The sequence below is a fragment of the Kitasatospora purpeofusca genome (assembly GCF_034043715.1).
GTDB lineage: Bacteria > Actinomycetota > Actinomycetes > Streptomycetales > Streptomycetaceae > Kitasatospora > Kitasatospora purpeofusca_A.
In genome coordinates, this window is record NZ_JAXCLC010000044.1 from 64,833 (window position 1) to 74,458 (window position 9,626).

General features: G+C 71.9%; 4 protein-coding genes. 2 read left to right on the forward strand and 2 right to left on the reverse strand.

All coding sequences use genetic code 11. The features are described from left to right. Positions 1–78: 78 nt before the first annotated feature. The gene (locus SM793_RS22530) at positions 79–4,671 is read right to left on the reverse strand and encodes a HAMP domain-containing protein (RefSeq protein WP_320440073.1); all 4,593 of its coding nucleotides are present in this window, start codon (positions 4,669–4,671) and stop codon (positions 79–81) included. 540 nt (positions 4,672–5,211) lie between these two features. Between SM793_RS22530 and SM793_RS22535 the strand changes: the two genes are divergently transcribed. Together SM793_RS22535 and SM793_RS22540 are read left to right on the forward strand one after the other, a co-directional pair. Beyond that, complete coding sequence (locus tag SM793_RS22535; RefSeq protein ID WP_320440067.1) at positions 5,212–7,770, forward strand: SpoIIE family protein phosphatase; 2,559 nt, start codon at positions 5,212–5,214, stop codon at positions 7,768–7,770. Between the two features lie 301 nt (positions 7,771–8,071). Continuing rightward, entirely contained in the window at positions 8,072–8,635 is a 564-nt protein-coding gene (locus SM793_RS22540; RefSeq protein WP_320440068.1) for an acetate uptake transporter, read from the forward strand. A gap of 69 nt (positions 8,636–8,704) precedes the next feature. On the opposite strand, the gene SM793_RS22545 is transcribed toward SM793_RS22540, so the two are convergent. Then, the gene (locus SM793_RS22545) at positions 8,705–9,541 is read right to left on the reverse strand and encodes a phosphatase PAP2 family protein (protein WP_320440069.1); all 837 of its coding nucleotides are present in this window, start codon (positions 9,539–9,541) and stop codon (positions 8,705–8,707) included. Positions 9,542–9,626 lie beyond the last annotated feature (85 nt).

Sequence of the window (9,626 nt, forward strand, 5' to 3'; positions counted from 1 at the left end):
CGGGGCCCGGTGGGCCCGGACACCCGGCGGTCAGACCCTGCGGAGGTCGGGACTTCCGGCGGTCAGGACTTCTGGAGGTCAGGACTTCCGGAGGGTGAGCCACTCGTGCATCACCGACAGCAGGTGGTCGGTCTCCACCGGCTTGGTGATGTGGTCGGTGGCACCGGCCGCCAGCGACTTCTCCTTGTCGCCCTTCATCGCCTTGGCGGTCAGCGCGATGATCGGCAGACCGGCGAACTGGGGCATCCGCCGGATCGCCTCGGTGGTCGCGTAGCCGTCCATCTCCGGCATCATGATGTCCATCAGGACCAGCGCCACGTTCTCGTGCTGCTCCAGCATCTCGATGCCCTCACGGCCGTTCTCCGCGTACAGCACGGTCAGGCCGTGCTGCTCCAGCACGCTGGTCAGGGCGAACACGTTGCGCACGTCGTCGTCGACGATCAGCACCTGCTCGCCGTCGAACCGGGTGTCGCGGCCGGCGGACCGGACCGGCGGGGCGGTCTCCAGGATGCGCCCCTCCGCCGCCCGGCCCTCGGCCGGTCGGAGGCCGGAGGGCCGGACCGGGGCGGACCGGCCCCCGGCGGACGACACGTCCAGGGTCGCGCCGCGGCGGCGCTCGACCGCGCCCCGGCGGCGGACCTCGACCAGCTCGCGCACCTCCTGCGCCCAGTGGTCGGCCGGGTTCTCCCCCACCGGCACCGGCGTCCCGACCGGGGTCACCCCGACCGAGGCGCGCAGCGCGGGCGGGCTCGGCGCCTGGCCGCCGGCACCCGGGGCCTCGGTGCGCAGCGGCAGGTAGAGGGTGAAGGTCGAGCCCTTGCCCAACTCGCTCTCGGCGTGGATCTCGCCGCCGAGCAGTCGGGCGATCTCCCGGCTGATCGACAGCCCGAGGCCGGTGCCGCCGTACTTGCGGCTGGTGGTGCCGTCGGCCTGCCGGAACGGCTCGAAGATCTCCCGCAGCTTGTCCCCCGGGATGCCGATCCCGGTGTCCGACACGGTGAAGGCGATCAGCGGATCGTCCGGCCCCTCGATCGCGCCCGCCTCCAGCAGCTGCTCGCGCACGTGCTGCGGCACGCCCTTGCCCGCCGGGCTGATCGAGAAGTCCACGGCCCCGGTGTCGGTGAACTTCACCGCGTTGGAGATGAGGTTGCGCAGCACCTGCTGGAGCCGCTGCTCGTCGGTGTGCAGGGTGACCGGCAGCGCCGGCGAGACCCGCACCTCGAACTCCAGGTTCTTGTCCAGCGCGACCGGCTGGAACGTCGCCTCGACGTAGTCGACCAGCTGGACGAGGGCGATCCGGGCCGGCCGGACGTCCATCTTGCCCGCCTCCACCTTGGACAGGTCGAGGATGTCGTTGATCAGCTGGAGCAGGTCCGACCCGGCGCCGTGGATGGTGTCGGCGAACTCGACCTGCTTGGGCGAGAGGTTGCCCTCGTTGTTGTCGGAGAGCAGCTTGGCCAGGATCAGCAGCGAGTTCAGCGGGGTGCGCAGCTCGTGCGACATGTTGGCGAGGAACTCGCTCTTGTACCGGGAGGCCAGCGCGAGCTGTTCGGCACGCTCCTCCAGGATCTGGCGCGCCTCCTCGATCTCGCTGTTCTTGATCTCGATGTCACGGTTCTGCTGCGCGAGTTGCTCGGCCTTCTCCTGCAACTCCTCGTTGGTGTGCTCCAGTTCCTCCTGGCGCGCCTCCAACTCAGCGGACCGCATCGAGAGTTCCGCGGTCAGCCGCTGGGACTCCAGCAGCAGGCCCTCGGTCTTGGTGTTGACGCTGATGGTGTTGACGGTGACGCCGATGAGGTCGGCGATCTGGTTGAGGAAGTCCAGCGCGACGGTGGTGAAGGAGCTGAAGGTGGCCAGCTCGATCACTCCCAGCAGCCGGCCCTCGAACAGCACCGGCAGCACCACGATGTGGGCCGGCGAGGCCTCGCCCAGACCGGAGGCGATCTTCAGGTACCCGGGCGGCGCCTCCTTGAGGATGATCGCCCGCTTCTCCACCGCGGCCTGGCCGATCAGCGACTCACCGGGGTGGAAGGTCGTCGGCATCGCCCGGCGCTGGTAGCCGTAGCTGCCGATCAGCCGCAGCACGGTGTCGTTCTCGTCGTCGTCCTCGGTGATCAGCTCGGCGGTGCGGCCGGCCGGCTGGGCGAGGAAGAAGGCGCCGTGCTGGGCCGAGACCACCGGGGTGAGCTCGGTCATGATCAGCGAGGCCACCGCCTCCAGATCACGCCGGCCCTGGAGCAGACCGGAGATCCGGGCCAGGTTGGTCTTCAGCCAGTCCTGCTCCTGGTTGGTGCGGGTGGTCTCGCGCAGGTTGGCGATCATCTGGTTGATGTTGTCCTTGAGCTCGTCGAGCTCGCCGGCGGCGTCCACGTCGATCCGCAGCGACAGGTCGCCCCGGGTCACCGCGGTGGCGACCTGGGCGATCGCGCGCACCTGCCGGGTGAGGTTGTTCGCCAGCTCGTTGACGGACTCGGTGAGGTCCTGCCAGGTGCCGTCCACCCCCGGCACCCGGGCCTGGCCGCCGAGGCGCCCGTCGGTGCCCACCTCGCGGGCCACCCGGGTGACCTCGTCGGCGAACGCCGACAGCTGGTCCACCATGGTGTTGATGCTGGTCTTGAGCTCCAGGATCTCGCCGCGCGCGTCGACGTCGATCTTCTGCGACAGGTCGCCGCGCGCCACCGCCGTGATCACCAGCGCGATGTTCCGCACCTGGCCGGTCAGGTTGTTGGCCATCAGGTTGACGTTGTCGGTCAGGTCCTTCCAGATGCCGGCCACGCCCGGCACCCCCGCCTGGCCGCCCAGGATGCCGTCGGTGCCCACCTCGCGGGCCACCCGGGTGACCTCCACCGCGAACGCGGACAGCTGGTCGACCATGGTGTTGAGCGTCCCGGCGAGCGCCGCGACCTCGCCCTGCGCCTCGATGGTGATCTTCTTGGAGAGGTCGCCGGAGGCCACCGCCGTCGCCACCTCGGCGATGTTCCGCACCTGGCTGGTGAGGTTCGAGGCCATGAAGTTGACGTTGTCGGTCAGGTCCTTCCAGATGCCCGACACCCCGCGCACCCGGGCCTGCCCGCCGAGATTGCCCTCGGTGCCCACCTCGCGCGCCACCCGGGTGACCTCGTCGGCGAACGCCGACAGCTGGTCCACCATGGTGTTCACCGTGGTGACCAGCTCCAGGATCTCGCCCCGGGCATCGACGGTGATCTTCTTCGAGACGTCCCCGCGCGCCACCGCGGTGGTCACCTCGGCGATGTTGCGGACCTGGCTGGTCAGGTTGTTGGCCATCAGGTTGACGCTGTTGGTGAGGTCCTTCCAGGTGCCGGACACCCCCGGCACACTCGCCTGACCGCCGAGGATGCCCTCGGTGCCGACGTCCCGGGCCACCCTGGTCACCTCGTCCGCGAAGGCGGACAACTGGTCGACCATGGTGTTGATGGTGTTCTTCAACTCCAGGATCTCCCCGCGGGCGTCCACCTGGATCTTCTGCGAGAGGTCGCCCCGGGCGACGGCCGTGGTCACCTGGGCGATGTTCCGCACCTGGTCGGTGAGGTTGTTCGCCATGAAGTTGACGTTGTCGGTGAGGTCCCGCCAGACCCCGGCCGCCCACGGCACCTGCGCCTGACCGCCGAGCCGCCCCTCGGTACCCACCTGGCGGGCCACCCGGGTCACCTGCTCGGCGAAGCCGGAGAGCTGGTCCACCATCGTGTTGATGGTGTTCTTCAACTCCAGGATCTCCCCGCGCGCGTCCACCTCGATCTTCTGCGAGAGGTCGCCGCGCGCCACCGCCGTGGTCACCTGGGCGATGCTGCGGACCTGACCCGTCAGGTTGTCCGCCATGAAGTTCACCGAATCGGTGAGGTCCCGCCAGACCCCGGCGACACCCGGCACCTGCGCCTGACCGCCCAGCCGGCCCTCGGTACCCACGTCCCGGGCCACGCTGGTCACCTGGGCCGCGAAGCCGTTCAGCTGGTCCACCATCGTGTTGACGGTGTTCTTCAACTCCAGCATCTCGCCGGCCACCTCGACCGTCACCTTGCGGGACAGGTCGCCCTTGGCCACCGCGGTGGTCACCTGCGCGATGTTGCGCACCTGCGCGGTCAGCCGGCCGGCCATGGTGTTGACCGAGTCCGCGAGGTCCTTCCAGCTGCCGGAGACACTGCGGACCTTCGCCTGGCCGCCCAGCTTGCCCTCGGTGCCGACCTCGCGGGCCACCCGGGTCACCTCGTCGGTGAACTCCGACAGCTGGTCCACCAGCCCGTTGACGGTGCGGCCGATCTTCAGGTACTCGCCGCGCAACGGGTGGCTCACCCCGTTGCTGTGCAGCGAGCGCAGCTCCATCTTCTGGTCCAGGTCGCCCTCGGCGATCGAACTCAGCACCCGGCCCACCTCGGCCATCGGCCGCGCCAGGTCGTCGATCAGCGCGTTGCAGTTGTCGACCGCCGCCATCCAGGCGCCCTCGCCGGCCCCGGTCTCCAGCCGCTCGTTCAGCCGGCCCTCGCGGCCCACCGCGCGGCGCACCCGGGCCAGCTCGCCCGTCAGGTGCTGGTTGCGCTCCGCCACCTCGTTGAACACCGCGGCGATCTCCGCCAGCGGTCCGTCCCCGGGCACCGTCAGCCGGCGCCGGAAGTTTCCGTCCCGCATCGCCGTCAGCGCGGCCAGCAGCTTGCGCAGCTCGGCCGGCTCGGCGCCGCGGTTGTGGTTGGCACGCCGGCCGGCCGCGCTCCGCGGCGCGGCCCCGGGCCGCCCGCCACGCTGAGCGGGCGGCGTCGTACCGGTTGCGTCCTTGGTGGCCGAACTCAACGGGCCCCTCCCAGATCGTGAACTGTCCGGGCCCCGCGGCCGCGCCCCGCCGGGGCCCGCCGCCGGGAACCGTCCCGGTGTACGTCCCGGTGAGCCACTCGGATCCACCGGAACCCGCAACGACCGTACTGCTCCGAACGGACACCGCGGACCCCCCAGTCTGGCAGCACTCGCGCCCGGTACAAGACCGGTTGCGCTCGGTTGGTACCACCCGGTCCTAAACGGGTGGGCAGAATCACCCTCCGGTGCCTGTTTCGACGCCCCGCCCCCGCGGGGAACCAAGCGGAAAGTAGGGTGGGGCGCTGCACCGGGCCACCGACCCGCCCCAGCGTCGCCGCCACCCGTCGGCACGCACCGGGCGGCGAGGCCGCACCCGGGCAGCCAGGGCCAGAGCAGAGGAGACGTGGCAACGTGGTCACCGCGCGCGCAGCCGCCACCTTCGAACCCGTGGGCCGGTCGGCCTCCGCCGCCCGCGCCTTCGTGCGGGACGCGCTGCTGGGCTGGGGCCTGCCCGAGGTCGTCGACGACGCCGTGGTCCTGGTCAGCGAGCTCGTCACCAACGCAGTCGTGCACGCCGGCACCGCCGCCGAGGTCTGCTGCCTGCGCGAGGACGGCACGGTCAGGATCGAGGTCACCGACCACCACCCCGAACGCGGCCTGCCCACCTTCGCCGACGTGCCCACCACCGCCTCCGACCACTACGCCGACGCCGACGGCGAGGGCGGCCGGGGCCTGCTGATGTGCGCCGCCCTCGCCGAACGCTGGGGCGTCGAGTACGGCTCCGGCCGCAAGACCGTCTGGTTCCGGCTCGCGCTGCCCGCGCACACCGCCGGCACCCGCTACGCGCTGCCCGCCACCCCCGGCGGCGAACTGCCCCGCAGCAGCGGCCCGGTGCACGTCGCCGTCGTCCAGCTCGACGACGACGGCCGGGTGCGCGCCTGGAACCCCGACGCCGAGGCGCTGTTCCAGCACCCCGCCGACGCCGTCCTCGGCCGCCCCTGGGCCGAGCTCGCCGTCTGGCCGCAACCCGCCGAGGCCGGCCTCGGCCTCGCCGCCACCCTGCGGCTCGCCCGCTGGGAGGGCGGCTACGCCCTGCGCCGCGCCGACGGCACCACCGCCGACGTCTACGGCGTCCAGGTCCGCCTGCGCGACACCGACGGCACCCCGTCCACGCTCTGCATGCTGGTCCTCGACGACGACCGCGCCGTCCTGCGCTCCCCCGCCCGCGCCCTGACCGGCGACCGCGCCGAACCGGCACCCAGGCTCGACCTGCTGGCCGGCCTCAACAGCGGCGAGGACCTCGACACCCTGCTGCAGCACACCGTCGAACGCGCCCGCGACCTGCTCGACGCCGACGCCGCCTACCTGCTGCTCACCACCGAGGACGAGACCGAGTTCGAACTCCGCGCCACCACCGGACTGCCCGCCGCGATCCGGCCGCACACCCGCTTCCCGGTCGACACCGGCAACCGCTACGACTCGCCCCGCCTCCCCTCGGTGCACGAGGACCTCGCCACCCGGCCCACCGGCCCGACCCTGCTGGACGACAGCGCGCTGCGCTCCCTGCTCACCGTCCCGCTCAAGGTCGAGGGCCGGCTGATCGGCTCGCTCGGCATCGCCACCGCCGCCCCCTGCCGCTACGACAACGAGGACGCGCTGCGGCTGCAGTCAGCCGCCGACCGGCTCGCGCTCGCCGTCGAGTCCACCCGGCTCACCGAGCTCGAACGGCTGCGCCGCGGCTCGCTGTCCTTCCTGGTCGAGGCCTCCGACCTGCTGGCCGGCACCCTGGAGCACGAGCAGACACTGGCCCTGATGGCGCAGATGGCCGTCCCCACCCTCGCCTCCTGGTGCGCCGTCTACACCAACGGCGACCACGGCGCCCCCGCCTCACTGGCCTTCGTCCTGCACGAGGACGAGGACCGGATCGACCCGCTGCGCGCCCTGCTCGACAAGACCACCGCCCCGGACGCCGGCCCCACCCACGGCGCCCGCTTCTGGGCTGGCCCCACCGAGACCGCCGACGGCAACGGCTTCGCCGACGAGCCCGGCCTCGGCGGCCTCCTCGGCGAGACCGTCGTCCTGCCGCTGACCGCCCGCAACCGGGTGATCGGCCTGCTCGCCCTCGGCACCCCGGCCGGCGTCAGATTCCGCCAGGAGGTCCTGGAACTCGCCGAGGACCTCTCCCGCCGGGCCGCCCTCGCCCTGGACAACTCCCGGCTCTACTCCGAGCGCACGGCCACCAGCCAGGCCCTGCAGCGCAGCCTGCTGCCGCCGGACCTGCCCGACATCCCGGGCGTCGAGGTGGACGTCTACTACCAGGCCGCCGGCGAGGGCAACGAGGTCGGCGGCGACTTCTACGACCTCTTCACGATCCGCGAGGGCACCTACGGCTTCGCCATCGGCGACGTCTGCGGCACCGGCCCCGAGGCCGCCTCGGTGACCGGCCTCGCCCGGCACTCGCTGCGGCTGCTCGCCCGCGAGGGCCTGGACGCTCCGCAGGTCCTCAGCCGGCTCAACACCGCGATCCTGGACGAGGGTTCGCGCAGCCGCTTCCTCACCCTGCTCTACGGCGAGCTGACCCCCCGTCCGGACGGCTGCACCGAGCTCTCGCTGGTCTGCGCCGGCCATCCGCTGCCCCTGCGGCTGCGCACCGACGGCACGGTCGACCGGGCCGCCACCCCGCAGCCGCTGCTCGGCGTCATGGACGACCTGGACCTCACCGCCGAGCACCTGGTGCTCCACCCCGGCGAGGTCCTGCTCTGCGTCACCGACGGCGTCACCGAGCGCCGCGAGGGCCCGCGGATGCTGGGCGACGACGGTCTCGCCGAGGTGCTCACCGGCTGCACCGGCCTCACCGCCGGGGCGGTCGCGCTGCGCGTGCAGCGGGCGGTCGAACGCTTCGCCCCGGAGCCGCCGTCCGACGACATGGCCATCCTCACCCTGCGGGTGCCCACCCAGCGGACCACCTGAGCCCGACCCCGCACCGGGACTGTCCGACCGGCTGTCGCAGCCTGAACGATCCGTGACGGGCGGCGACACAAAATGTGCGATTCACAAGGGTACAAGCCCGCTCACCGTGGGTACACCGATCTCACCGGGGAATCCCCCGGAGGGGACGTGACCAGCGGCTCTCTCGCTGGCCAGCTTTCTGACCGCAGCCGTCGCACGCTCCAGCCGTGCGCGCCCGGAGCGGTCGCGCGCCTTCACCTCGTCGAAACTCACCCGCGTTCACTGCGCCCTCGCGCGCGCCCATGAGTGAAAGGAGCCTCCGGTGAGCAATGAAGCTACCGGGGCACTGAACGCCCGCTCCACCGGCGCCGACGCGGGTAACCTCGGTTACCTCGCACTCGGCCTGACTCTCCTCGCCTACGGCGTCCTCTCGACCGGCCTGTTCAGCGGCACAGCCGCGGGGAACTCGGCCCATCTCGCCCACATCCTCGGCGGCATCACCCTGTTCGTCGCGGGTCTCTGGCAGTTCCGCGGCGGCGAGGGCTTCACCGGGACGGCCTTCACCAGCCTCGGTGCCTTCTGGGCGACCTGGTCCACGGCCTCCGGTGCCGGCAAGAACGCGGCCGGCCTGTTCCTGCTGCTGTGGGCCCTGCTCGCACTCACCCTGACCGCCGCCGGCTGGAACGCCGGTCTGTTCAGCCGCGCCGTCTACGGCCTGCTGACGGTCTCGCTGTTCCTCTCCGCGATCGCCACCTTCAACACCTCCGGCGGCCTTGCCAAGGCAGCCGGCTGGATCGCCGCGGCCTCCGGGCTGGCGGCCTGGTACTGGGCCACCGCGTCGCTGACCAACAGCGCGTGGGGCCGGGAGGCCCTGCCGGTCAAGTAACGGCGGGTACACCGGTGGACCGGACCCTCCCCCCACGGGGCCCGGCCCACCGGCATGTCGTGCGCCCGCTCAGCCGCGGGCGCCCACCCGGTCCCGTCCGGCCTCCGGCCGGAGGTCCGCCGAGTTCCGGGCCCGCCACCGCGCCAAGCCGCTCTGCGCCGCGTACGCCAGCAGCAGGATCGCCACCGCGACCAGACCGTCCGCCCAGAAGTGGTTGGCCGTCACAACCACGACCGCCACGGTCAGCACCGGGTGCAGCACCATCAGCCACCGCAGCGGGCTCCGCGAGACCCGCACCACCGCGACCGCCACCAGCACGCACCACGCCACATGGACGGACGGCATCGCCGAGAGCTGCGCGGCCTGCACCAGCCCGCCGACCCCGCCGCCGTAGACCGACTGCCCGTACTCCGCCGCGACGTCGACGAAGCCCTTCTCCGGCAGCATCCGGGGCGGCGCCACCGGGATGAACTGGACCGCCAGACAGACCGCCGTCGTGATCACCACCGTGGTCCGCACCCAGGCGTACCGCTCCCGGTGTCTGAGGAAGACCCAGACCAGCACCGCGATCATCACGGTGAAGTGCATCGAGGCGTAGTAGTAGTTCGCCAGCTTCACCAGCACCGGGTACGGCGTCACCACGGCCTGCCAGGAGGCCTCGTCGGGCAGTCCGACCGCCAGTTCCGTCCGGTGGATCCAGCGAGCCCGGTCCAGGGCGTGTTCGGTGCTCATCAAGGAGAGCCGTCCGACCAGCTGCCAGAGCGAGAACAGCGCGAGCAGGGTGCCGGCCTCCCGCAGGACCGTCGAGACACCGGGCCGCCGCACCCGGGCCGCCACGTACGAGCCCCCGTAGAGCACGGCCGCGGTGCCCCCGGCGGACTGCCAGGTAAGCGTCAGGTTCTGCAACGGTTCGTGCCTCTCCACCGAGCTCGGACGTAGTGGGGAGACGTTAACGCAAAAAGACCCCCTCCTGAATAGGAGAGGGTCTTTT